Consider the following 22,972-nt stretch of genomic DNA (forward strand, 5'->3'; position numbering starts at 1 on the left):
GAACCGTCAGGGTCAGCGAGCGGAACAATCCTTAGTTGGTTTTCAGGCCATCAGCCGATACGGCCTGGACGCCTTTGATTTTCTTGGCGATGGCAACGGCCATGTCTTTCTGCGACTCGCTCACGGCTACGTCGGAGGACAGGGATACCACGCCCTTGTTGGTCTCGACCTTGATGTCGGTACCTGGAATGCCTTTCTCGGTGACCAGGTCCGCTTTGACCTTGGTGGTGATCCAGGTGTCGGAAGTGGCTTCCTTGGCTTTGGTCACTTCACCGGCTGCGAGCATCATCGGAGCCTGGGTGGACTGTTGAGCGAAGGCGACGTTGCCCAGAGTCATGGTCAGGGCAGCAGCGGTGGCAGCAGCGATAGCGAACTTCTTCATACGAGACACTCCTGTTTTTCGAAAGGTCCTGCGCCGACATGTCCTGGCGGCAGGTGTACTTGGGTTATTGCAGGGGCTGTGCCAGTTTTTCACCCAAATAAAATCCTTTAAAAACAGTAGCTTACGAATTCATGTGATTTGCAGGATCGTGCAATTTGCAAAGTGGGCTGCCGTTTCGCTTGCAAGATGCAAGTTGTTCGAAAGCGCGCCGCGCAACCTGTGGGAGCTGGCTTGCCAGCGATAGCGGTAGTGAATTCACCGACGCCATCGCTGGCAAGCCAGCTCCCACAGGGTCGGTGCAAGCTTTCAGACTGCATAAAAAAAGGGCCCCGAAGGACCCTTTCTTTCAGCTCAAGTCGCGAGGACTCAGACGCCCGATGCCTTGGCAGCAGCAACGTCCTTGATCGACAGCTTGATACGGCCGCGGTTGTCCACGTCCAGTACCAGTACTTCGACTTCCTGGCCTTCCTTCAGCACGTCAGTGACTTTCTCGACGCGAGCATCGCTGAGCATCGAGATGTGCACCAGACCGTCCTTGCCCGGCAGGATGTTGACGAACGCGCCGAAGTCGACGATGCGCTCTACCTTGCCGACGTAGATCTTGCCGATCTCGGCCTCGGCGGTGATGCTCAGTACGCGCTGGCGAGCAGCTTCAGCGGCGTCCTTGGTTTCACCGAAGATCTTGATCGAGCCGTCGTCTTCGATATCGATCGAAGCCTTGGTTTCTTCGCAGATGGCACGGATGGTCGCGCCGCCTTTACCGATGACGTCACGGATCTTGTCGGTGTCGATCTTCATGGCGATCATGGTCGGAGCGTTTTCCGACAGTTCGCTACGGGACTGACCGATGATCTGGTTCATCTGGCCGAGGATGTTCAGGCGCGCTTCCAGGGCCTGGCCCAGGGCGATTTCCATGATCTCTTCGGTGATGCCGTTGATCTTGATGTCCATCTGCAGCGCGGTAACGCCCTTGGCAGTACCGGCCACCTTGAAGTCCATGTCGCCCAGGTGGTCTTCGTCACCCAGGATGTCGGTCAGGATGGCGAACTTCTCGCCTTCCTTGACCAGACCCATGGCGATACCGGCAACCGGCGCCTTCATCGGTACACCGGCGTCCATCAGGGCCAGGGAAGCACCGCAGACCGAAGCCATGGAGCTGGAACCGTTGGATTCGGTGATTTCCGATACGACGCGGATGGTGTACGGGAATTCGTCAGCGGCCGGCAGCATGGCCTGGACCGAACGACGGGCCAGACGGCCGTGACCGATTTCGCGACGGCCAGCACCGCCCATGCGACCACACTCGCCCACCGAGAACGGAGGGAAGTTGTAGTGCAGCATGAAGGGGTCTTTCTTCTCGCCTTCCAGGGTGTCCAGCAACTGTGCGTCACGGGCAGTACCCAGGGTCGCAACGACTAGGGCCTGGGTCTCGCCACGGGTGAACAGTGCGGAACCGTGGGTCTTCGGCAGGACACCGACTTCGATGTTCAGCGGGCGAACGGTCTTGGTGTCGCGGCCGTCGATACGTGGCTTGCCGTTGACGATGTTTTCGCGAACGGTGCGGTATTCGATCTCGCCGAAGATGTCCTTCACTTCACCAGCGCTTGGCTGGCCTTCTTCGCCGGAGAACTTGGCAACCGCCTGGTCGCGCAGCTCGCCCAGGCGAGCGTAGCGGTCGGCCTTGACGGTGATGGTGTAGCCCTGGGAAACGGCTTCGCCGAATTCAGCGCGAACGGCGTTCAGCAGTTCGGTGTTGGCAACCGCTGGTTTCCAGTCCCAGGTCGGCTTGGCAGCTTCGGCGGCGAATTCCTTGACGGCCTGGATCACGGCCTGGAATTCGTCGTGGGCGAACAGCACGGCGCCCAGCATCTGGTCTTCGGTCAGCTCTTTGGCTTCCGATTCAACCATCAGTACGGCGTCGGAAGTACCGGCCACGACCATGTCCAGGCTGGAGGCAGCCAGTTGCTCGTAGGTCGGGTTCAGCAGGTAGCCGGTGCTTTCATGGAACGCAACGCGGGCGGCGCCGATCGGGCCTTCGAACGGAATGCCGGAGACAGCCAGGGCAGCCGAGGTACCGATCATCGCAGCGATGTCCGGATCGGTCTTCTTGCTGGTGGAAACGACGGTGCAGACAACCTGCACTTCATTCATGAAGCCTTCCGGGAACAGCGGACGGATCGGACGGTCGATCAGGCGCGAGGTCAGGGTCTCTTTCTCGGAAGGACGGCCTTCACGCTTGAAGAAGCCGCCAGGGATCTTGCCGGCAGCGTAGGTCTTTTCCTGGTAGTGGACGGACAGCGGGAAGAAACCCTTGCCCGGATCAGCCTGCTTGGCACCGACGACGGTGACCAGCACGGTGACATCATTGTCGACGGTGACCAGAACGGCACCGGACGCCTGACGGGCGATACGGCCCGTTTCGAGGGTTACGGTCGATTGACCGAACTGGAATTTCTTGATTACCGGGTTCACGGTTTCCTACCTTCTCTTCAGTTGCACTTGGGGGAACTGGTTTCTTGCGAATTCTTGGGCAGCACGGGGAATCGGCCCCATCGACCGTCCAGATAAAACTAGAGGTTGGAAGCCTGCCCCGCCATCGCGCAAAGCGCTCCGGCGAAACAGCCAACCAACCTCTCGGATACGCGGGGTGCGTTCGCCTGCCGAGGAACCGAAGCCCCCGGCTGACGACCGCAGCACGCCGCGCACACCACTGGTCGGGCCGCTATTAGCGACGCAGACCCAGACGACCGATCAGGGCGCTGTAACGGGTGGTGTCTTTGCCTTTCAGGTAGTCCAGCAGCTTGCGACGCTGGTTAACCATGCGGATCAGACCACGACGGGAGTGGTGGTCTTTGCCGTTGGCCTTGAAGTGGCCTTGCAGCTTGTTGATGTTGGCGGTCAGCAGGGCAACCTGCACTTCCGGGCTACCGGTGTCGCCGGCGGCTTGCTGATAGTCGGCAACGATCTGGGCTTTTTCTTCAACGCTGAGTGCCATTTGGCTTTCTCCAATAAACGGAAACCCGAAGGCTTCCAACAGGCCAGGGACAAACCCTGTATTAAAAAATGAGATGTGACCGTGCCTGTTGACAGCCACCCTCGTCTCCACCAGTACCGGGCCGGAGCCCTGCACTGACGGTTTCGGTCATTCCGACCGAATCAGTCGACGCGGCGCGATGCGCCCGTCTTCGCTCACTTCACCGATTCCGATGAAACGACCGTTGTGATCCTGAACGCGGACCATGCCGAATTTCGGCGCGTCCGGCGAACGTACCGGCTGACCATGCAGCCAGTAGAAAGCACTGTGCTCGGAGAACTGCAGCAGGGGCCAGTCCTGCAGACCGCTGTCGGACGGCATCAGGAAGCGGTCGATCGCTTCGTTGCCACCTTCGGCGTGTGCTGCCTCGAGTTCCTCGAGGGTCACGGTCTGGGCCAGCTCGAACGGTCCGGCCTGGGTCCGGCGCAGTTCTGCGACATAAGCGCCACAGCCCAGAACCTCGCCGATATCCTCGACCAGGGTGCGGATGTAGGTGCCTTTGCTGCAACCGACCGACAGGCGAACCCGGGTGCCTTCGCACTCCAGCAGTTCCAGGCGGGTAATAGTAACAGAACGCGCTTCACGCTCCACTACTTCCCCTGCACGGGCCAGCTTGTACAGCGGCTGGCCATCACGCTTGAGGGCCGAGTACATCGGCGGTATCTGGCTGATTTCACCACGGAATTGTGGCAGAACCGCTTCAATGTCCGCGCGACCAACGGTCACGTCGCGGGTGCGCAGGACTTCGCCTTCGGCATCCGCGGTGCTGGTGGTCTGGCCCAGTTGCATGACCGTCTCGTAGCCCTTGTCGGAATCGAGCAGGTACTGGGAGAACTTGGTGGCTTCGCCGAAGCACAACGGCAGCACGCCACTGGCCAGCGGGTCGAGGCTGCCGGTGTGCCCGGCCTTCTCGGCATTGAGCAGCCAGCGGACTTTCTGCAGCGCGGCGTTGGAGGTGAACCCCAGCGGCTTGTCGAGCAGGATGATGCCGCTGACGTTACGGCGGATGCGTTTGACCTGGGCCACCGGTTACTCCTTGTCGCTGTCCGGAGCGTCGGCGCTCTGGTGCAGGCTGTCCTCGGCAACGGCACGCTCGATCAGGGCCGACAGGTGGGCACCACGGCTGACGCTCTCGTCGTAGTGGAAATGCAGTTGCGGCACGCTGCGCAGCTTCATTTCGCGGCCCAGCTGCATGCGCAGGAAACCGGCGGCAGCGTTCAGGACCTTGAGGCTTTGCTGGATCGCATCGTCGCCTTCCTGGCCCATGACGGTGATGAACACCTTGGCATGGCCAACATCGCGGCTGACGTCGACGGCGGTGATGGTCACCAGGCCGACACGCGGGTCTTTCACTTCACGACGGATCAGCTGGGCCAGCTCGCGCTGCATCTGATCGCCGATGCGTTGGGTACGGCTATATTCTTTTGCCATGTCTTGCTACCTGTAACTAAAGCGGCAAACGCCCGGCCAGGCATAAAGCCTGACCGGGCGTTGCGTTCAGAGCCTCCAGCGGGGCCTTGCGGCCACCTGCCTGGCGCTTCCAAGCTCGCGCATCAGAGCGTACGAGCCACCTGGACTTTCTCGAAGACCTCGATCTTGTCGCCGATCTTGACGTCGTTGTAGCTCTTGACGCCAATACCGCACTCCATGCCGTTACGGACTTCGGAGGCATCGTCCTTGAAGCGACGCAGCGATTCCAGCTCGCCTTCGAAGATAACCACGTCTTCGCGCAGTACGCGGATCGGGCGGTTACGGTAGACCGTACCTTCCACGACCATGCAACCGGCGATGGCGCCGAACTTCGGCGAACGGAACACGTCACGCACTTCGGCGACACCCAGGATGTTCTCGCGAACATCGCTGCCGAGCATGCCGGTCAGGGCCTTCTTGACGTCTTCGATGATGTCGTAGATCACGTTGTAGTAACGCATATCCAGACCTTCCTGCTCGACGATCTTCCGTGCACCGGCGTCGGCACGCACGTTGAAGCCGAACAGGACCGCATTCGAAGCCAGCGCCAGGTTGGCGTCGCTCTCGGTGATACCACCGACACCGCCGGCGACCACGCGAACCTGTACTTCGTCATTGCCCAGGCCACCGAGGGAGCCTTGCAGAGCCTCGAGAGAACCACGAACGTCGGCCTTGAGGACGATGTTGAGGGTCTTCTTCTCTTCCTGGCCCATGCTTTCGAAGATGTTTTCCAGCTTGCCGGCATGTGCGCGAGCCAGTTTGACTTCGCGGAACTTGCCTTGACGGAACAGGGCGACTTCACGGGCTTTCTTCTCGTCAGCCACAACGCTCAGTTCGTCACCGGCATCCGGAGTGCCGTCCAGGCCGAGGATCTCGACCGGGATCGACGGACCGGCTTCCTTAACAGGCTTGCCGTTTTCGTCGAGCATGGCGCGAACGCGGCCGTAGTTGGAACCGCAGAGGACCATGTCGCCCTGACGCAGGGTACCGTCCTGAACCAGCACGGTAGCGACCGGGCCGCGGCCCTTGTCCAGACGCGATTCGACCACGACACCACGACCCGGAGCGGTAGGCATTGCCTTGAGCTCGAGGATCTCGGCCTGCAGCAGAACGGCTTCGAGCAGTTCGTCGACACCGGTACCCATCTTCGCCGAAACCTTGACGAACGGAGTGTCGCCACCCCAGTCCTCGGAAGTCACGCCGTGGACCGACAGTTCGTTGCGGATGCGATCGAGGTCGGCACCCGGCTTGTCGATCTTGTTCACCGCAACCACCAGCGGTACGCCGGCAGCCTTGGCGTGCTGGACGGCTTCGACGGTCTGCGGCATCACGCCGTCGTCCGCCGCAACCACCAGGATCACGATGTCGGTGGCCTTGGCACCACGGGCACGCATGGCGGTAAACGCGGCGTGGCCCGGGGTGTCGAGGAAGGTGACCATGCCGCGGTCGGTTTCCACGTGGTAGGCACCGATGTGCTGGGTGATACCACCGGCCTCGCCAGCAGCAACCTTGGCACGACGGATGTAGTCGAGCAACGAGGTCTTGCCGTGGTCGACGTGGCCCATGACGGTCACGACCGGCGCACGGGAAACGCTCTCGCCTTCGAACTTCAGCGATTCGGCCAGGGAATCTTCCAGGGCGGTGTCGCTGATCAGGGTGACCTTGTGACCCAGCTCTTCGGCGACCAGTTGAGCGGTCTCCTGGTCGAGCACCTGGTTGATGGTCACCGGAGTGCCCAGCTTGAACATGAACTTGACGACTTCAGCGGCCTTGACCGACATCTGTTGCGCCAGTTCGGAAACGGTAATGGTCTCGCCGATGGTCACGTCGCGGATAACCGGACCGGTCGGGTTCTGGAAACCATGGGCGTTGCGCTTCTTCGGCTTGGCCTTGCCGCGACCGCCACGACGGAAGCCATCGCTTTCCTCGTCGGTGGTACGTGGGGCAGCCCGTGGGGTCGGAGCTTTCTCTTTCTCCTTGACCTTGACCGAAACGCGCGGCGCTTCGTTGCGACGCTCGCCACCGCGACGGTCGTCGTCACGGGCACGGTCGTTGCGACGGGCATCGTCTTTCTTGCGATCGGCAGCCGGAGCCGGAGCAGCAGCAGGCTCTACGGCAGCCGGGGCAGGCGCCGGAGCAGCTGGCTGGGCCGCCGAAGCAGGTGCCGCAGCCTTCTCGACAGCGGCCTGACGACGCGCTTCTTCGTCGGCACGCTGGCGCGCTTCGGCTTCGGACTTCTCGCGGGCAGCGTTTTCTACCGCGCGGCGCTCTTCCAGCTCACGCTTCTGCTCGGCCTGGATTTCTTCCGGGCTGCGCTGAACGAAAACCTTCTTCTTGCGTACTTCTACGCTGATGCTCTTGCTGCCGGCAACACGCAGGGTGCTGGTGGTCTTGCGCTGCAAGGTAATCTTGCGCGGCTCTTCCACTTTCGCCTTGTGGCTGCTTTTCAAATGGGTCAGCAGAGCCTGCTTTTCACTATCGCTCACCAGCTGACCGGCGTCGGTGTGCGGCAGACCTGCCTCACGCATCTGCTGCAGCAGGCGCTCTACCGGTGCAGCGACCTCTTGGGCCAATTCTTTCACCGTGACTTGCGTCATGCACTTCTCTCCTCAGGCCAGCCTGCTTACTCGAACCAATGCGCTCGGGCGGCCATGATCAACTTGCCGGCACGCTCTTCGTCGATGCCGTCGATGTCGAGCAGGTCGTCAATCGACTGCTCGGCCAGGTCTTCGCGGTTAACCACGCCGCGCACCGCCAGTTCCGCTGCCAGGTCGTCGTCCATGCCCTCGAGGGAGAGCAGGTCTTCGGCCGGGTGGGCGTCTGCCAGTTTTTCCTCGGTAGCGATGGCTTTGGTCAACAGGCGGTCCTTGGCCCGAGCGCGAAGCTCGTTGACGATTTCCTCGTCGAAGCCATCGATGTTGAGCATTTCTTCCAGCGGTACGTAGGCAATTTCTTCGAGGCTGGTAAAGCCCTCGTCGACCAGCACCTGGGCCAGTTCTTCGTCGACTTCCAGCTCTTCGATGAAGTTGCGCAGGATGTCGCCGGTTTCGGCTTGCTGCTTGGCCTGGATGTCCGATTCGGTCATCACGTTGAGGGTCCAGCCGGTCAGTTGGCTCGCCAGGCGAACGTTCTGACCACCACGACCGATGGCCTGGGCCAGGTTGTCGGCCGCTACGGCGATGTCCATCGCATGGGCATCTTCGTCAACGATGATCGCGGCCACTTCGGCCGGCGACATGGCGTTGATGACGAACTGCGCCGGGTTGTCGTCCCACAGGACGATGTCGACACGCTCGCCACCCAGTTCGCCGGAAACGGCCTGGACGCGCGAACCGCGCATGCCGATGCAGGCGCCCTGCGGGTCGATACGCTTGTCCTTGGAACGGACGGCGATCTTGGCGCGGGAACCCGGGTCACGGGACGCGGCCATCACTTCGATCAGGCCTTCGGCGATTTCCGGCACTTCGATGCGGAACAGTTCGATCAGCATCTGTGGCGCAGTACGCGACAGGATCAGCTGCGGACCGCGGTTCTCGGTGCGGATCTCCTTGAGCAGCGCGCGAACGCGCACGCCGACACGGAAGGTCTCGCGGGAGATGATGTCTTCGCGAGCCAGCAGCGCTTCGGCGTTGTTACCCAGGTCAACGATGACGTTGTCGCGGGTGACTTTCTTCACGGTGCCGGAGATGATCTCGCCCAGACGTTCGCGGTAAGCGTCGACCACCTGTGCGCGCTCGGCTTCGCGAACCTTCTGCACGATGACTTGCTTGGCAGTCTGGGCAGCGATGCGACCGAACTCGATGGACTCGATCTTCTCTTCGATGATCTCGCCAGCGACGGCACCCGGCTTCCTGGCCTGGGCCTGGTCCACGGCCAGCTCGATCGCCGGGTCGTCCAGGTCTTCGTCCTCGACCACGGTCCAGCGGCGGAAGGTCTCGTAGTTACCGGTGTGGCGGTTGATTTCCACACGCAGGTCCACTTCGTCTTCAAAACGTTTTTTGGTTGCAGTGGCCAGGGCCACTTCCAGCGCTTCGAAAATCACGCCTGCCGGTACACCCTTTTCATTGGATACCGACTCAACAACCAGCAGTACTTCTTTGCTCATCGTACGCCTCGCCTTTCGCAAGCCATTGGAACCGCGTCAACCGCGGCTCCGGCATGTCTCAGTCAAAACTGGGAATAATGTTGGCCTTGTCGATCGAGTCGATCGGCAGCAGGAACTCGTGATTGTCCACCTGGACCACGACGTCCTGCTCCTCCACACCACGGATCAGGCCCTGAAAGTTACGACGACCTTCGAAGGGCGTACGCAGCTTGATCTTCACTTGTTCACCGGCATGCGAAGCGAACTGTTCAAGGGTGAACAGTGGGCGGTCCATGCCAGGGGAGGAGACTTCCAGGGTGTATTCGGTGCTGATGGGATCTTCAACGTCCAGAATACCGCTGACCTGGCGACTGACGACTTCGCAGTCATCCACCAGGATGCCGTCCTCTTTGTCGATATAGATACGCAGTACCGAATGCTTGCCCTGGGAAATGAACTCGATCCCCCAGCATTGATAGCCAAGCGCTTCGACTACCGGGGCCAACAAGGCCTGCAACTGTTCTAGCTTGCTCGACACCTGAACCCCCTCGTGCATGCTGTGCAAATAAAAAATGGGCAAGCGCCCATCGTGAAATGCGCCGTGGAATATGGCGCCTGAGAACTGTTTAGCTAACAAAAAGCCCCTGAAAAGGGGCTCCGCTAAAACTGGTTGCGGGGGCTGGATTTGAACCAACGACCTTCGGGTTATGAGCCCGACGAGCTACCAGACTGCTCCACCCCGCGACAAAGCTGGGGCGAAAGTATACGACCGAACCCTGGGAGGGTCAATCAACCTCCACCTGCAAGAAAGCCCGCTGACGCGGGCTCCCATGCTTCAATTGGTACCGAGAAGGGGACTCGAACCCCTACACCCTATGGGCACAACCACCTCAAGGTTGCGTGTCTACCAATTCCACCACCTCGGCAATACTACTTTTGAAACCCGTTACTTCTGCTCTGGAGCTTGAGGAACATCGCTGTTGTTACCAGCTTCGTTCTTCTGTTGTTGCTGCCCCTGGAGCACCGGTACATCATCTGTTGCCGGTTTGGTTTGCTGCACTTCCAACACTGCTGGATCTGGCAACCCTACTTGAGTCAGCTGGTGAGCTTTCTCCTTAGCAAAGTATCCTAACCCAAGAGCAGTTAAGAAGAAAGAGGCAGCTAGTATAGCAGTAAACTTACTCAGAAAGGTAGCAGAACCTTGGCTTCCGAACACAGTATTTGAAGCACCTGCGCCGAAAGATGCACCCGCTTCCGCACCTTTACCCTGTTGCAGCAGAACCAGCACTACCAAACCCAGTGCGCCCAACAGATGAAGAACGACAATAACTGTTTCCAGCATTTTTCAGTTTCCTGCGGCGCGACAAATTGCACCGAATTCGTCTGCGTTCAGGGAAGCCCCACCAATCAGGCCCCCATCGATATCCGGCATGCCGAACAGCTCAGCCGCATTGGCCGCCTTCACGCTGCCGCCGTATAGAAGAGGCACATTCTGCGCAACTTCTGGATCCTTCGCCGCCAACTGCTCGCGAATGGCTTTATGCACATCCTGCGCTTGTTGCGGAGTGGCCGTAAGGCCGGTGCCGATGGCCCATACAGGCTCATAAGCGATAATCGCATCTGCAAAGGCAGATATACCCAGTTGGTCGATGATGCTGTCCAACTGACGCCCTACTACTTCGAGCGTTTTGTTCGCTTCGCGCTCTTCGAGGGTTTCCCCTACACAGAACACAGGCTTCAAGCCACAGGACTGTGCCGCTGCAAACTTCTGGATCAAGGTCGAGTCTTGCTCGCCCAAAATCTGACGTCGCTCCGAGTGACCGATCAACACCAGCTTGCAACCGGCATCGACCAACTGACTCGCTGCCACCTCTCCGGTCAGAGCCCCTTGCTGAGGCTCCACCGCGGAGTTCTGTGCACCCACCGCGATCGACTTGCCTTCAAGGCCGTCGATCACCTGGTTGATGAACAGACTCGGTGGGAACACCGCGACATCAACCCCGCTCGGCAGGACCTGATTGCTCAAGCCCTTGATCAGCTCAGCGACGCTGGCGCGGGTACCGTGCATTTTCCAGTTACCAGCTACCATTGGGCGACGCATGCTTTACCTCGTGGGTCAAAGTGGGCGCAGATGTTACCCAACCAATTCATGGCTGGCAAGCGCAATTCAAACGCAAACTTCACTTACCAGTTTTGCCAGGGCTTCGGCGTGGCCGCGGACCTGGGTTTCGTCGTCGCCTTCGACCATCACACGCACCAGAGGCTCTGTTCCGGACTTGCGCAGCAACACGCGACCACGCCCGGCCATTTCCTCGGTGACGCGCTCGCACGCCGCCTTCACGTCAGGGTGCTCCAGCGGATCGACCTTGCTCGCACCGAAACGCACGTTGATCAACACCTGCGGGCATTTGCGCACGGCCTGGCGGGCTTGCGCCAGGGTCTCGCCGCGGCGCTTGAGGGCCATCAGCACCTGCAACGCGGCAATGATCGCATCACCGGTGGTGGTGTGACTGCAGCACACGACATGCCCGGAGTTCTCGCCACCGATGATCCAGTCGCGCTCCAGCAGCTCGGCCATCACGTAGCGGTCACCGACCTTGGCACGCACGAAGGGAATATCCAGGTCCTTCAGCGCCAGCTCCAGGCCCAGGTTGCTCATCAGGGTCCCGACTACGCCGCCTTGCAGCTTGTTGCGGTCCTGCAGGTCGCGCGCAATGATGAACAGCAACTCGTCACCATCGACGATGGCGCCGGTGTGGTCGACCATCAGCACGCGGTCACCGTCACCGTCGAAGGCGATACCGAGGTCGGCATGCCCGACCAGCACCGCCGCCTGCAGCGACTCGATATGGGTCGAACCGCAGTTTTCGTTGATGTTGAGGCCGTCCGGCTGGTTGGCCAGCACTGTCACCTCGGCACCCAGTTCACGGAACACGCTCGGGGCAACCTTGTAGGTCGCACCATGGGCGCAATCGATGGCCAGCTTGAGACCGGAGAAATCGGTGCTGCTCGGTACGCTGCTCTTGCAGAACTCGATGTAGCGGCCGGCCGCGTCGTTGATCCGCGAGACCTTGCCCAGCTTGCTGGACTCGACCACGGTCATCGGCTGGTCGAGCAACTCCTCGATCATCAGTTCGACTTCATCCGGCAGCTTGGTGCCCTGTCCGGAGAAGAACTTGATGCCGTTGTCGTCGTGCGGGTTGTGCGAGGCACTGATCACGATACCGGCTTCGGCGTGGAAGGTCCGGGTCAGGTAGGCGATGGCCGGGGTCGGCATCGGGCCCAGCAGCAGGACGTCCGCACCGGCGGCGGACAGACCGGCCTCCAGCGCCGACTCGAACATGTAGCCGGAAATGCGCGTGTCCTTGCCCACCAGCACCCGGCAGTTGCCCTGCTTGCGGAAGGCCATGCCCGCCGCCCAGCCGAGCTTGAGCATGAAATCAGGGGTGATCGGGTACTCCCCGACACGACCGCGAATGCCGTCGGTACCAAAATATTTTCTGCTCATAAATGCTCCATCACTCTTTATTCGGCGTTCTGTACAGCGGCGATCATCCGTACGACATCGACGGTTTCAGCGACATCATGAACACGCAGGATGCTCGCCCCTTTGGTCATCGCCAAGGCAGCCAGCGCCAGGCTGCCGTACATCCGCTCGTTGACTGGCCGATTCAAGGTCAGGCCTATCATGCTCTTGCGTGAAACACCCACCAGCAGCGGGCGCCCCAGGCGCTGCAAGCTGTCCATATGTTTGAACAGGCTGAGATTATGCTCCAGGTTCTTGGCAAAGCCGAAACCCGGATCAAGAATTATGCGTTCCGCCTCGATACCCACCGCCGCGCAAGCCGCCATGCGCGCTTCGAGATAGCGGCCGACCTCGGCAGTCACATCCTCGTAGTGCGGGTCGTCCTGCATGTTTCCGGGCTCGCCGCGCATGTGCATCAGGCACACCGGCAAGCCGGTCGCCGCGGCGGCATCCAGGGCGCCATCGCGTGACAGCGAGCGGACATCGTTGATCAGCCCCGCCCCCAGCCGCGCCGACTCGCGAATGACCGCCGGCGTGGAGGTGTCCACGGAGATCACCACATCCAGTTCGCGATTCAGCGCTTCGACGATGGGGGCAACGCGCTCCAGTTCCTCGAGCGCCGTCACCACCCGCGCACCAGGGCGGGTGGACTCGCCCCCGACATCGATCAGCGTGGCACCGGCCGCGACCATTTCCGCGGCATGCCGCAACGCCGCATCACGCTGCGTGAAACGGCCGCCATCGGAGAAGGAATCCGGGGTGATATTGAGGATACCCATGACATGGGCACGGGAAAGGTCAAGAACCCGGTTGCCGCAAGGCAACCGGGTTGGGTACTGCTGTGAAGTCATGTCAGCCCTTAGTGTTGCGCAGCCGGACCACCGATCGGGGATTCAGGACGGTCACCCTGCGAAGCAGTGGTGCCCGAGGTGCCGGAATCGTTATCCCAGTCACGCGGCTCGCGCGGAGTACGACCTGCCATGATGTCGTCGATCTGGTCGGCGTCAATGGTTTCGTACTTCATCAGTGCATCGGCCATGGCGTCGAGCTTGTCACGGTTGTCCGTGAGGATCTGCTTGGCGGTGGCATAGCACTGGTCGATGATGCTGCGCACTTCGGAATCGATCAGCTTGGCGGTTTCACCAGACACGTTGGTGTGCTGGCCACCCGAGCCACGACCCAGGAACACCTCGCCTTCTTCCTCGGCGTACATCAGCGGGCCGAGTTTTTCCGACAGACCCCACTTGGTCACCATGTTCCGGGCGATCTGGCTGGCACGCATGATGTCGTTGGAGGCACCGGTGGTCACGCCATCGAAGCCCAGGGTCATTTCCTCGGCGATGCGGCCGCCGTACAGCGAGCAGATCTGGCTGATCAGCGCACGCTTGGACAGGCTGTAGCGGTCTTCTTCCGGCAGGAACATGGTCACACCCAGCGCACGACCGCGCGGGATGATGGAAACCTTGTAGACCGGATCGTGCTCGGGAACGATGCGCCCGACGATGGCGTGACCCGCCTCGTGGTAGGCAGTGTTCTGCTTCTCTTTTTCCGACATGACCATGGTCTTGCGCTCGGCGCCCATCATGATCTTGTCCTTGGCCAGCTCGAACTCCTTCATCTCGACCACGCGCTTGCCGCCACGTGCCGCGAAGAGGGAAGCCTCGTTGACCAGGTTGGCCAGGTCGGCACCGGAGAAGCCAGGAGTACCACGGGCAATCACCGCCGGATTGACGTTCTCGCCGATCGGCACCTTGCGCATGTGCACTTTCAGGATCTGCTCGCGACCACGGATGTCCGGCAGGCCGACCACCACCTGGCGGTCGAAGCGACCGGGACGCAGCAGCGCCGGGTCAAGCACGTCAGGACGGTTGGTGGCGGCGATGACGATGATGCCATCGTTCATTTCGAAGCCGTCCATCTCGACCAGCAACTGGTTGAGGGTCTGCTCGCGCTCGTCATGACCGCCGCCCATGCCGGCGCCACGATGGCGACCCACGGCGTCGATCTCGTCGATGAAGATGATGCACGGTGCATGCTTCTTGGCCTGCTCGAACATGTCGCGCACACGGCTGGCGCCGACACCGACGAACATTTCCACGAAGTCCGAACCGGAAATGGTGAAGAACGGCACCTTGGCCTCACCTGCGATGGCCTTGGCCAGCAGGGTCTTACCGGTACCAGGCGGGCCGACCATCAGCACGCCACGGGGGATACGACCGCCGAGGCGCTGGAATTTGCCCGGATCACGCAGGAACTCGACCAGCTCGCCGACTTCTTCCTTGGCTTCGTCGCAGCCAGCGACGTCGGCCAGGGTAGTCTTGACCTGGTCTTCCGACAGCAGGCGCGCCTTGCTCTTGCCGAAGCTCATCGGGCCGCCTTTACCGCCGGCACCGCCCTGCATCTGGCGCATGAAGAACATGAACACGGCGATGATCACCAGGATCGGGAAGCTCGCGACCAGCAACTGGGTCCAGATGCTCTGCTGCTCTGGCTGACGACCCTCGATCACCACGTGGTTGTCGACCAGGTCGCCGATCAGGCCGTTGTCCTGGATCGCCGGACGGATGGTCTTGAAGGTATCGCCGTCGCTGCGCTTGCCGGTAATGACAGCACCGTCGACCGTGACGCGCTCGACCTTGCCATCCTTGACTTGCTGGATGAAGTCGGAATAGTTGAGGGTCTGCGGCTCATTCGGGCTGGAGAAGTTGTTCATCACCGTCACCAGGACGGCCGCGATGATCAACCACAGGATCAAATTCTTTGCCATATCGTTCAATTCGCTACCCTCTGAAGCAGGTTTAGGCGCAACCGTGCCTCGCATGATAATCAGCGGCTTAACTTACTACATTACCTACAACGGCTGTTGGCGCCGTCTGTAACCCTTTGTGAATTCAGACTACACGATATTCATCCACATCAGGCAGGCCCACCGATTGGAAAAACCTATCGGAAGGCCCGAAAGCTGCCGCGCTGACGCCTTATTCGCCGCGATACCCTCTCGCCAACAGATACTGCTCGCGTGAACGGTCACGTGAAGACGACGGCTTGCGCATCTGGACCTTCTCGAATTTCTGACGAACGTCCTTCAGATAAACGTCGAAACCTTCACCCTGGAAGATCTTGATCAGAAAATCCCCACCCGGGCGTAGGACCCGGCTGGCTAGATCAAGGGCCAACTCACACAGGAACATCGCCCGTGGCATATCGACGGCAGGCGTACCACTCATATTGGGGGCCATATCGGAAATCACAAGGTCCACTTGCGAATTACCTACGGCCTCGAGAATCTGCGCGAGCACGTCGTCGCGGGTGAAGTCACCCTGAATGAAGGTGACGTCGGGAATGCTGTCCATTTCCAGGATGTCGGAGGCGATCAGCCGGCCTTGCCCGCCGATCAACCGACTGGTGACCTGGGACCAGCCACCTGGCGCCGCGCCGAGGTCGATCACGCTCATGCCCGGACGGATCAAGCGGTCCTTTTCCTGGATCTCCAGCAGTTTGTAGCTCGCGCGCGAGCGATAGCCATCCTTCTGCGCCTGTTTGACGAAAGGATCGTTGAAATGCTCTCTCAGCCAGTTATGGCTGCTCTTGGAACGCTGCGCCACTGGGCACCTCGATGATTAAGCGTCGTGATTAACTGGGCGGAGCCACGGGCCCTCGGGTAAAATGGCCGCCATTTTTACAGAATCCAGACGAAAGGGTCAGATTATGCCGCTCAATAACGAGCAGAAGAAACAGTACAAATCCATTGGTCACGACCTGAAACCGGTCCTGATCGTGGCAGGCAATGGCTTGACCGAAGGTGTCCTCGGCGAACTGGAACGTGCCCTTGTAGATCATGAACTGATCAAGGTGCAGGTCAAGCTCGAAGACCGGGAAGAACGTCGCGCCGTCATGGACGAGCTGGCCAAGGTCGGCCGTGCCGAGCAGGTACAGATCATCGGCAAGATGGTCCTGCTGTACCGCCGCAACCCGCAGCCGAACAAGCAGCTGTCCAATATCCACCGTTACAAGTGACGGTGGCTCCAGCCAGTGGCGCGTTTCAACGCGCCCTGGTCGGAACGGGCTGGGCCACCAGCGCAATACCGCTGAAACCCAGCACGACAAAGCAGAACACCTGCCAGCGCTCCCCAGCGGAAACGCCGTAACGCAATGTGTAGTAACCAATGCACGCGGTGAAACCGACCAGCAGCAACTTGCCGCTGAACAGCTTTCCGAATGCCGCCACACCCCTCAGGCGCAGCAGCACCGCCATCTGGGTCAACAACCCAAGCGCCGCCACGCCGATCAACCAGCGGTCGATCTGCACGGAAATATCCTGCACCAGCAGGGGCGCCAGACTGCTGACTTTCAATGCCGGCACCAGCCCGACATGAAACACCCACAAGCCACCGACCCAGAACACCTGGGCCAGTTGCCAGAGGATGGCCTCGACGGGTAGCCCGCCAAGGCTGTCGTCAGATGTGCTTGACTTCGACAATCTCGTACTCGACCGTGCCGCTCGGGGTTTTCACCACGACCGCATCACCTTCTTCCTTGCCGATGATGGCACGGGCGATGGGCGCGCTCGCAGAGAGCTTGCCCTTCTTGATGTCGGCCTCGTCCTCGCCAACGATCTGGTAGGTCACCTGATCGCCGGTTTCGGTGTTTTCCAGATCCACGGTGGTACCGAAGATCACCTTGCCGGTGTGGGCGATGGTGGTGACGTCGATCACCACCGAGTTCTGCAGACGGCCTTCGATATCGCGGATCCGCGCCTCGACCATGCCCTGCTCTTCACGAGCGGCGTGGTATTCGGCATTTTCCTTGAGGTCGCCCAGCTCCCGCGCTTCACCGATCGCCTGGCTCAGGCGCGGGCGCTCGGTCTTGCTGAGGAAGGTCAGCTCGTCTTCCAGGGCGCGAGCGCCCTGGACGGTCATCGGGTACTTGGTAATGCTCATGCTTTGAGTCCTGCATGCAGATCCTGCAAGCGGCGAACGGTTTTTTCAGGACCGAACTTCAGCGCTTCGCAGATAGCTTCACCGGCCGCAATGGTGGTGGTGCAGTAGATCTTGTGCTGCAACGCATTGCGGCGAATCGAGTAGGAATCGGCGATCGACTGGCGACCTTCGGTGGTGTTGATGATCAGCGACACTTCGTCGTTCTTGATCATGTCGACCACGTGCGGACGACCTTCGGTCACCTTGTTCACGCGACGCACTTTCAGGCCAGCCGCTTCGATGATCTTGGCGGTACCGGCCGTTGCGACCACTTCGAAGCCCAGGGCGATCAGGTCGCGGGCAACGCCAGCCACTTGTGGCTTGTCGTCGTCACGCACGCTGATGAACGCGGTACCGCCGGTCGGCAGCACTTCGCTGGCACCCATCTGGGCCTTGGCGAAGGCTTCACCGAAGCTGTCGCCCACACCCATGACTTCGCCGGTGGATTTCATCTCAGGGCCGAGGATCGGGTCAACCCCCGGGAACTTGGCGAACGGGAACACCGCTTCCTTGACGCTGTAGAAGTTAGGAATGATTTCCTTGGTGAAGCCCAGCTCTTTCAGGGTCTTGCCGGCCATGACACGGGCCGCGATCATCGCCAGCGAGGTGCCGATGCACTTCGATACGAACGGTACGGTACGCGAAGCGCGCGGGTTGACTTCGATCACGTAGATCTTGTCGCCCTGCAGGGCCAGCTGCACGTTCATCAGGCCGACGACGCCCAGTTCCAGGGCCATCTTCTTGACCTGCTCGCGGACTTCGTCCTGCACGTGGGCAGGCAGCGAGTACGGTGGCAGGGAGCACGCGGAGTCACCGGAGTGAACACCGGCCTGCTCGATGTGCTGCATGATCGCGCCGATCACCACGTCGGTGCCGTCGCAGACCGCATCCACGTCCATCTCGATGGCGCAGTTGAGGAAGTGGTCGAGCAGCACCGGACTGTCGTTGGAGACCTGGACCGCTTCGCGCAGGTAGCGCTTCAGCTCGTCCAGCTCGTAGACGATTTCCATGGCGCGGCCGCCCAGTACGTAGGACGGACGAACCACCAGCGGGTAGCCGATGCTGCCGGCAGCACGAATGGCTTCGTCTTCGCTGCGCACGGTGGCGTTTGGCGGCTGCAGCAGGTTCAGGCGCTGGACCATCTGCTGGAAGCGCTCGCGGTCTTCGGCGCGGTCGATGGCGTCAGGGCTGGTACCGATGATCGGTACGCCGGCTTCTTCCAGGGCGCGGGCCAGTTTCAGCGGGGTCTGGCCGCCGTAGTGGACGATGACGCCCTTCGGCTTCTCGACGCGTACCACTTCCAGCACGTCTTCCAGGGTCAGCGGCTCGAAGTACAGGCGGTCGGAGGTGTCGTAGTCGGTGGAGACGGTTTCCGGGTTGCAGTTGACCATGATGGTCTCGTAACCGTCTTCACGCAGGGCCAGTGCGGCGTGTACGCAACAGTAGTCGAACTCGATACCCTGGCCGATACGGTTAGGACCGCCACCCAGGATCATGATCTTGTCGCGAGTCGACGGGTTAGCCTCGCACTCTTCCTCGTAGGTCGAGTACAGGTAGGCGGTGTCGGTGGCGAACTCGGCGGCGCAGGTGTCGACGCGCTTGTACACCGGGAACACTTCCAGCTTGTGGCGGTGACGACGCAGGTTCTTGTCGGTGATGCCCAGCAGCTTGGCCAGACGCTGGTCGGAGAAGCCCTTGCGCTTCAGGTTCAGCATCAGTTGCTTGTCGATGGCGGCCAGGCCCAGGGTCTTGACCTTCTCTTCTTCCTTGATCAGGTCTTCGATCTGAATCAGGAACCAATGGTCGATGCTGGTCAGGGCGAAGATTTCGTCGCGGGTCATGCCGGCACGGAAGGCGTCAGCCACGTACCAGATACGCTCGGCGCCCGGCACGGTCAGCTCGCGCTTGAGGATGCTCGGGGTTTCCGGGTTGGCCAGGTCGACTTTCGGGTCGAGGCCGCAAACGCCGACTTCCAGGCCGCGCAGGGCTTTCTGCAGGGATTCCTGGAAGGTACGGCCGATGGCCATGACTTCACCCACGGATTTCATCTGGGTGGTCAGACGGGCGTCGGCTTTCGGGAATTTCTCGAAGGCGAAGCGTGGCAGCTTGGTAACGACGTAGTCGATCGACGGCTCGAAGGACGCCGGGGTGCGACCGCCGGTGATGTCGTTCTGCAGCTCGTCGAGGGTGTAGCCGACCGCCAGCTTGGCGGCGATCTTGGCGATCGGGAAGCCGGTGGCTTTCGACGCCAGGGCGGACGAACGGGATACCCGCGGGTTCATCTCGATCACGACCATGCGGCCGGTGTCCGGGCAGATACCGAACTGCACGTTGGAACCGCCGGTCTCGACACCGATTTCACGCAGCACCGCCAGCGAGGCGTTGCGCATGATCTGGTATTCCTTGTCGGTCAGGGTCTGCGCCGGAGCAACGGTGATCGAGTCACCGGTGTGCACGCCCATCGGGTCGAAGTTCTCGATGGAGCAGACGATGATGCAGTTGTCCTTTTTGTCGCGGACCACCTCCATCTCGTACTCTTTCCAGCCGATCAGGGATTCGTCGATCAGCAGTTCCTTGGTCGGCGACAGGTCCAGACCACGGGCGCAGATTTCTTCGAACTCTTCACGGTTGTAGGCGATACCGCCACCGGTGCCGCCCATGGTGAAGGACGGACGGATGATGCACGGGAAGCCCAGCTTCTCGAGGACCGCATTGGCCTCGTCCATGCTGTGGGCGATACCGGAGCGCGGGCACTCCAGGCCGATGGCTTTCATCGCCTTGTCGAAGCGCGAGCGGTCTTCGGCCTTGTCGATGGTGTCGGCGTTGGCGCCGATCATTTCCACGCCGAATTTTTCCAGGACGCCTTCGCGCTCCAGGTCCAGGGCGCAGTTCAGTGCGGTCTGGCCACCCATGGTCGGCAGCAGGGCGTCCGGGCGCTCCTTCTCGATGATCTTGGCCACGGACTGCCACTTGATCGGCTCGATGTAGGTGGCGTCGGCCATGGCCGGGTCGGTCATGATGGTGGCCGGGTTGGTGTTCACCAGGATGACGCGGAAACCTTCCTCGCGCAGGGCCTTGCAAGCCTGGGCGCCGGAATAGTCGAATTCGCAGGCCTGGCCGATCACGATCGGGCCAGCGCCGAGAATCAGGATGCTTTTAATGTCTGTACGTTTTGGCATGGTTGTCACTCAAATCCGCAGGTCAGTCGGCAAGCCGTCTTGAACAATCTTGGTCAGGCGCTGCTGGACTGGTCGCGACCGGTCCAGGGCCTTCTCGCAGGGATGCTTAGCGGCGCTTGGCCATGGCATCGATGAAACGATCGAACAGTGGCGCGACGTCGGTCGGGCCAGGGCTGGCTTCAGGGTGGCCCTGGAAGCTGAACGCGCTCTTGTCGGTACGCTCGATACCCTGCAGGGTACCGTCGAACAGCGACTTGTGGATGGCGCGGACGTTGTTTGGCAGCGTGGCCTCATCGACCGCGAAACCGTGGTTCTGGCTGGTGATCATCACCACGCCGGTGTCCAGGTCCTGGACCGGGTGGTTGGCACCGTGGTGACCATGACCCATTTTCACGGTCTTGGCGCCGGAAGCCAGGGCCAGCAACTGGTGACCGAGGCAGATACCGAAGACCGGGATCTCGGTTTCGAGGATCTCCTTGATCGCCTGGATGGCGTAGTCGCAAGGCTCCGGATCGCCAGGGCCGTTGGACAGGAACACGCCATCAGGATTGAGGGCGAGCACTTCGCTGGCCGGGGTCTGTGCTGGCACCACGGTCAGGCGGCAGCCGCGGGCGACCAGCATGCGCAGGATGTTCAGCTTGACGCCGTAGTCGTAGGCAACCACGTGGTATGGCAGGTCGGCAGCTTCGATGGTCGGGTGGCTGTCGGTTTTCAGCTCCCAGACACTGGAGCGCCACTCGTAGGCGGTCTTGGTGCTGACCACCTTGGCCAGGTCCATGCCCTTCAGACCCGGGAAACCACGGGCAGCGGCGATGGCGGCTTCTTCGCTGATGTTGTCGCCGGCCAGGATGCAGCCGTTCTGAGCACCCTTCTCACGCAGGATGCGGGTCAGGCGGCGGGTATCGATACCGGCGATCGCCACGACATTGTTGGCCTTGAGGTAGTCGCTCAGGGACAGGGTGTTACGCCAGTTGCTGGCAATCAGCGGCAGGTCGCGGATGACCAGGCCGGCCGACCAGACGCGGTCGGACTCGGCGTCCTCGGCGGTGGTGCCGGTGTTGCCGATGTGCGGGTAAGTCAGGGTAACGATCTGTTGCGAGTACGATGGGTCAGTCAGGATTTCCTGATAGCCGGTCATTGCGGTGTTGAACACCACCTCACCAACGGTCTGACCGTCGGCTCCAATGGCTTCACCGCGAAAAATGCTGCCATCGGCAAGGGCGAGTATGGCTGGCTTAGTCAAGAAGACCTCCCGTAAATCAAGCCTGAAGGGGCGATCGCAGGTTGCAAAAAAGCGGAATGACGTATAGACACGTCACCCCGCTTTCTTCGTCGAATTATCTGCGCGCTTTTAGTGGACACACTAAAGCTGTAGCTTACAGAAAAACGCTTTTTTGGTCTACCACTGATGTGTCTGAAAGACGCAGGAATGCGACAGGACGCATCGGAGAGGGCCGCGACAGCGGATCGACCCTGAAAGGCCGACCCGCTCCCGGGTAAAGCGAATGGCGGATCAGTGCAGCTCGAGCACGTCCTGCATGTCGTACAGGCCAGCCTCGCGGCCGTCCAGCCACATGGCGGCACGCACCGCGCCCTTGGCGAAGGTCATGCGGCTCGAGGCCTTGTGGGTGATCTCGACGCGCTCGCCTTCGGCAGCGAACAGCACGGTGTGATCACCAACCACATCGCCGGCACGCACGGTGGCGAAACCGATGGTCTGGCGATCGCGGGCGCCGGTCTGGCCTTCGCGACCATACACCGCCACTTCCTTCAGATCACGACCCAGGGCCTGAGCAACCACTTCACCCATGCGCAGCGCAGTACCGGACGGCGCATCGACCTTGTGACGGTGGTGAGCCTCGATGATCTCGATGTCCACTTCGTCAGCCAGCACGCGGGCGGCCGTATCGAGCAGCTTCAGGCAAAGGTTGACGCCAACGCTGAAGTTGGCGGCGAAGACGATCGGAATCTCCTTGCCCGCCTCGACCAGCAGCTGTTTTTCCTCGGCACTGAAACCGGTGGTACCGATGACCATGGCCTTGCCTGCCTTGCGGCAGAACGCCAGGTTCTTCAGGGTCACCGAAGGATGGGTGAAGTCGATCAGCACGTCGAACTCTTCCACCACCTTGGCCAGGTCGTCCGAGATCGGTACGCCGATCCGGCCCAGCGCCGCCAGCTCACCGGCGTCGGCGCCGACCAGCGTGCTGTCCGGACGATCCACCGCTGCCGTCAGGCCTGCGCCCGGGGCTTGCTGGATCGCTTCGACCAGGGTCTTGCCCATGCGCCCTGCCGCGCCCATTACCGCAATACGTCGCATG

20 protein-coding genes and 2 tRNA genes are annotated in these 22,972 nt (G+C 61.1%); 1 reads left to right on the forward strand and 21 read right to left on the reverse strand.

Translation table 11 applies throughout. The features are described from left to right. Window positions 1-31: 31 nt before the first annotated feature. The 16 genes from PSEMO_RS13220 to rlmE all read right to left on the reverse strand — a co-directional run bounded on the left by PSEMO_RS13220 (window position 32) and on the right by rlmE (window position 16,101). Window positions 32-382 carry a BON domain-containing protein gene (locus PSEMO_RS13220; RefSeq protein ID WP_075803522.1) on the reverse strand — a complete coding sequence of 117 codons (351 nt, stop codon included), beginning with the start codon at window positions 380-382 and terminating at the stop codon, window positions 32-34. Window positions 383-748: 366 nt separating this feature from the next. Then, a complete protein-coding gene (gene pnp / locus PSEMO_RS13225; RefSeq protein ID WP_075803523.1) occupies window positions 749-2,854 on the reverse strand; it encodes a polyribonucleotide nucleotidyltransferase in 2,106 nt (701 codons plus the stop codon). Window positions 2,855-3,107: 253 nt separating this feature from the next. Beyond that, on the reverse strand, window positions 3,108-3,377 hold the full coding sequence (gene rpsO, locus PSEMO_RS13230; protein WP_009404303.1) for a 30S ribosomal protein S15: 270 nt from the start codon (window positions 3,375-3,377) through the stop codon (window positions 3,108-3,110). Between the two features lie 147 nt (window positions 3,378-3,524). Beyond that, window positions 3,525-4,442, reverse strand: coding sequence for a tRNA pseudouridine(55) synthase TruB (gene truB / locus PSEMO_RS13235; protein WP_075803524.1), 918 nt, complete (start codon window positions 4,440-4,442; stop codon window positions 3,525-3,527). Window positions 4,443-4,445: 3 nt separating this feature from the next. Further along, complete coding sequence (gene rbfA, locus PSEMO_RS13240; RefSeq protein ID WP_075803525.1) at window positions 4,446-4,847, reverse strand: 30S ribosome-binding factor RbfA; 402 nt, start codon at window positions 4,845-4,847, stop codon at window positions 4,446-4,448. Between the two features lie 122 nt (window positions 4,848-4,969). Next, complete coding sequence (gene infB / locus PSEMO_RS13245) at window positions 4,970-7,483, reverse strand: translation initiation factor IF-2 (RefSeq protein WP_075803526.1); 2,514 nt, start codon at window positions 7,481-7,483, stop codon at window positions 4,970-4,972. Window positions 7,484-7,509: 26 nt separating this feature from the next. Beyond that, the gene (gene nusA / locus PSEMO_RS13250) at window positions 7,510-8,991 is read right to left on the reverse strand and encodes a transcription termination factor NusA (protein WP_075803527.1); all 1,482 of its coding nucleotides are present in this window, start codon (window positions 8,989-8,991) and stop codon (window positions 7,510-7,512) included. A 58-nt stretch (window positions 8,992-9,049) separates the two neighbouring features. After that, entirely contained in the window at window positions 9,050-9,508 is a 459-nt protein-coding gene (rimP, locus tag PSEMO_RS13255) for a ribosome maturation factor RimP (RefSeq protein WP_009404298.1), read from the reverse strand. Window positions 9,509-9,637: 129 nt separating this feature from the next. Continuing rightward, window positions 9,638-9,714 (reverse strand) — tRNA-Met (locus tag PSEMO_RS13260). 96 nt (window positions 9,715-9,810) lie between these two features. Next, window positions 9,811-9,896 (reverse strand) — tRNA-Leu (locus PSEMO_RS13265). 20 nt (window positions 9,897-9,916) lie between these two features. Then, window positions 9,917-10,312 carry a preprotein translocase subunit SecG gene (secG, locus tag PSEMO_RS13270; protein ID WP_075803528.1) on the reverse strand — a complete coding sequence of 132 codons (396 nt, stop codon included), beginning with the start codon at window positions 10,310-10,312 and terminating at the stop codon, window positions 9,917-9,919. Window positions 10,313-10,315: 3 nt separating this feature from the next. Further along, the gene (tpiA, locus tag PSEMO_RS13275) at window positions 10,316-11,071 is read right to left on the reverse strand and encodes a triose-phosphate isomerase (protein WP_075803529.1); all 756 of its coding nucleotides are present in this window, start codon (window positions 11,069-11,071) and stop codon (window positions 10,316-10,318) included. A gap of 66 nt (window positions 11,072-11,137) precedes the next feature. Next, entirely contained in the window at window positions 11,138-12,478 is a 1,341-nt protein-coding gene (gene glmM / locus PSEMO_RS13280) for a phosphoglucosamine mutase (RefSeq protein ID WP_075803530.1), read from the reverse strand. Window positions 12,479-12,495: 17 nt separating this feature from the next. Then, window positions 12,496-13,347 (reverse strand): dihydropteroate synthase, encoded by an 852-nt coding sequence (gene folP / locus PSEMO_RS13285; RefSeq protein WP_075803531.1) that lies wholly within the window; start codon window positions 13,345-13,347, stop codon window positions 12,496-12,498. 8 nt (window positions 13,348-13,355) lie between these two features. Further along, the gene (gene ftsH, locus PSEMO_RS13290; RefSeq protein WP_075803532.1) at window positions 13,356-15,263 is read right to left on the reverse strand and encodes an ATP-dependent zinc metalloprotease FtsH; all 1,908 of its coding nucleotides are present in this window, start codon (window positions 15,261-15,263) and stop codon (window positions 13,356-13,358) included. A 211-nt stretch (window positions 15,264-15,474) separates the two neighbouring features. Further along, a complete protein-coding gene (rlmE, locus tag PSEMO_RS13295; RefSeq protein WP_075803533.1) occupies window positions 15,475-16,101 on the reverse strand; it encodes a 23S rRNA (uridine(2552)-2'-O)-methyltransferase RlmE in 627 nt (208 codons plus the stop codon). Between the two features lie 103 nt (window positions 16,102-16,204). Here rlmE and yhbY point away from each other — a divergent pair, with 103 nt between their 5' ends. Next, window positions 16,205-16,513 carry a ribosome assembly RNA-binding protein YhbY gene (yhbY, locus tag PSEMO_RS13300; protein ID WP_075803534.1) on the forward strand — a complete coding sequence of 103 codons (309 nt, stop codon included), beginning with the start codon at window positions 16,205-16,207 and terminating at the stop codon, window positions 16,511-16,513. Window positions 16,514-16,538: 25 nt separating this feature from the next. Here the strand turns inward: yhbY and PSEMO_RS13305 are convergent, their stop codons facing one another. The 5 genes from PSEMO_RS13305 to dapB form a co-directional block, all read right to left on the reverse strand. Beyond that, window positions 16,539-16,976, reverse strand: a complete 438-nt coding sequence (locus PSEMO_RS13305; RefSeq protein WP_075803535.1) for an MFS transporter — start codon at window positions 16,974-16,976, stop codon at window positions 16,539-16,541. Then, window positions 16,954-17,436 carry a transcription elongation factor GreA gene (greA, locus tag PSEMO_RS13310; protein WP_075803536.1) on the reverse strand — a complete coding sequence of 161 codons (483 nt, stop codon included), beginning with the start codon at window positions 17,434-17,436 and terminating at the stop codon, window positions 16,954-16,956. Before greA ends, PSEMO_RS13305 begins: the two co-directional genes overlap by 23 nt. After that, window positions 17,433-20,654: a carbamoyl-phosphate synthase large subunit gene (carB, locus tag PSEMO_RS13315; protein WP_075803537.1), complete on the reverse strand. Its 3,222-nt coding sequence runs from the start codon at window positions 20,652-20,654 to the stop codon at window positions 17,433-17,435. Before carB ends, greA begins: the two co-directional genes overlap by 4 nt. A gap of 106 nt (window positions 20,655-20,760) precedes the next feature. Further along, complete coding sequence (carA, locus tag PSEMO_RS13320) at window positions 20,761-21,897, reverse strand: glutamine-hydrolyzing carbamoyl-phosphate synthase small subunit (protein WP_075803538.1); 1,137 nt, start codon at window positions 21,895-21,897, stop codon at window positions 20,761-20,763. Between the two features lie 270 nt (window positions 21,898-22,167). Then, window positions 22,168-22,971 carry a 4-hydroxy-tetrahydrodipicolinate reductase gene (gene dapB, locus PSEMO_RS13325; protein WP_075803539.1) on the reverse strand — a complete coding sequence of 268 codons (804 nt, stop codon included), beginning with the start codon at window positions 22,969-22,971 and terminating at the stop codon, window positions 22,168-22,170. Between the last annotated feature and the right edge of the window lies 1 nt (window position 22,972).

The organism is Pseudomonas putida, from assembly GCF_001941965.1.
Classification (GTDB): domain Bacteria; phylum Pseudomonadota; class Gammaproteobacteria; order Pseudomonadales; family Pseudomonadaceae; genus Aquipseudomonas; species Aquipseudomonas putida_L.

Excerpts from the sequence above, each read along its gene's own strand:
- greA (WP_075803536.1), bottom strand. The coding sequence starts at position 17,436 with ATGAGCATTACCAAGTACCCGATGACCGTCCAGGGCGCTCGCGCCCTG.
- glmM (WP_075803530.1), bottom strand. The coding sequence starts at position 12,478 with ATGAGCAGAAAATATTTTGGTACCGACGGCATTCGCGGTCGTGTCGGG.
- carB (WP_075803537.1), bottom strand. The coding sequence starts at position 20,654 with ATGCCAAAACGTACAGACATTAAAAGCATCCTGATTCTCGGCGCTGGC.
- yhbY (WP_075803534.1), top strand. The coding sequence starts at position 16,205 with ATGCCGCTCAATAACGAGCAGAAGAAACAGTACAAATCCATTGGTCAC.
- rpsO (WP_009404303.1), bottom strand. The coding sequence starts at position 3,377 with ATGGCACTCAGCGTTGAAGAAAAAGCCCAGATCGTTGCCGACTATCAG.
- ftsH (WP_075803532.1), bottom strand. The coding sequence starts at position 15,263 with ATGGCAAAGAATTTGATCCTGTGGTTGATCATCGCGGCCGTCCTGGTG.
- infB (WP_075803526.1), bottom strand. The coding sequence starts at position 7,483 with ATGACGCAAGTCACGGTGAAAGAATTGGCCCAAGAGGTCGCTGCACCG.
- dapB (WP_075803539.1), bottom strand. The coding sequence starts at position 22,971 with ATGCGACGTATTGCGGTAATGGGCGCGGCAGGGCGCATGGGCAAGACC.
- tpiA (WP_075803529.1), bottom strand. The coding sequence starts at position 11,071 with ATGCGTCGCCCAATGGTAGCTGGTAACTGGAAAATGCACGGTACCCGC.
- nusA (WP_075803527.1), bottom strand. The coding sequence starts at position 8,991 with ATGAGCAAAGAAGTACTGCTGGTTGTTGAGTCGGTATCCAATGAAAAG.
- secG (WP_075803528.1), bottom strand. The coding sequence starts at position 10,312 with ATGCTGGAAACAGTTATTGTCGTTCTTCATCTGTTGGGCGCACTGGGT.
- rbfA (WP_075803525.1), bottom strand. The coding sequence starts at position 4,847 with ATGGCAAAAGAATATAGCCGTACCCAACGCATCGGCGATCAGATGCAG.
- PSEMO_RS13220 (WP_075803522.1), bottom strand. The coding sequence starts at position 382 with ATGAAGAAGTTCGCTATCGCTGCTGCCACCGCTGCTGCCCTGACCATG.
- folP (WP_075803531.1), bottom strand. The coding sequence starts at position 13,347 with ATGACTTCACAGCAGTACCCAACCCGGTTGCCTTGCGGCAACCGGGTT.